1 protein-coding gene is annotated in these 599 nt (G+C 73.1%); it reads right to left on the minus strand.

The features are described 5' to 3' along the window. Nucleotides 1-42: 42 nt before the first annotated feature. A partial coding sequence (locus tag AC1D01_RS37890) for a GGDEF domain-containing protein (protein WP_477875130.1) occupies nt 43-599 on the minus strand: 557 nt, incomplete at its 5' end.

Here is a 599-nt window from a genome sequence, read left to right on the forward strand (position 1 = left end):
GGCCGGCTTGGGGCGGCCCGGCGCTCGGCCCGCTGGCGCGCCTCACATGAGCATCACGATGCCGTCGCGGCCGGCCGATTTCGCGCCGTAGAGCRCCATGTCGGCGCGCTTCAGCAGCCGGTCGAACGCGATGTCGGGCGGCGTGATCTCGGCCAGGCACAGCGTCGCGATGCCCATGCTGACCGTGACGAACCCCGGCGGCGAATCGGCGTGCGGGATCGCCATGTGGTGGATGGTCTGGCGGATGCGCTCGCAGCGGCGTTCGGCATCGGCCGCGTTGACGTCGGGCAGCAGGACCGCGAACTCCTCGCCGCCGATGCGGGCCGCGCATTCGCCGCCGCGCTCGAACGCGGCACCGATCGCCCGTGCGACGCGGGCCAGGCAGTCGTCGCCGGCGGCGTGGCCGTAGCGGTCGTTGAAGCGCTTGAAGTGGTCGATGTCGACCATCACCAGCGTCAGCGGGCGCTGCGAGCGCCAGGCGCGGCGCACCTCTTCCAGCTTGCGTTCGTCGAAGGCGCGGCGGTTCGCGAGGCCGGTGAGCGCGTCGCTGCGCGACTGGTGCAGCAGCTCGCGGCGGGCCTGCTCCAGCTGCGCCAGGT

The organism is Rhizobacter sp. P3_B12 (assembly GCF_056402895.1).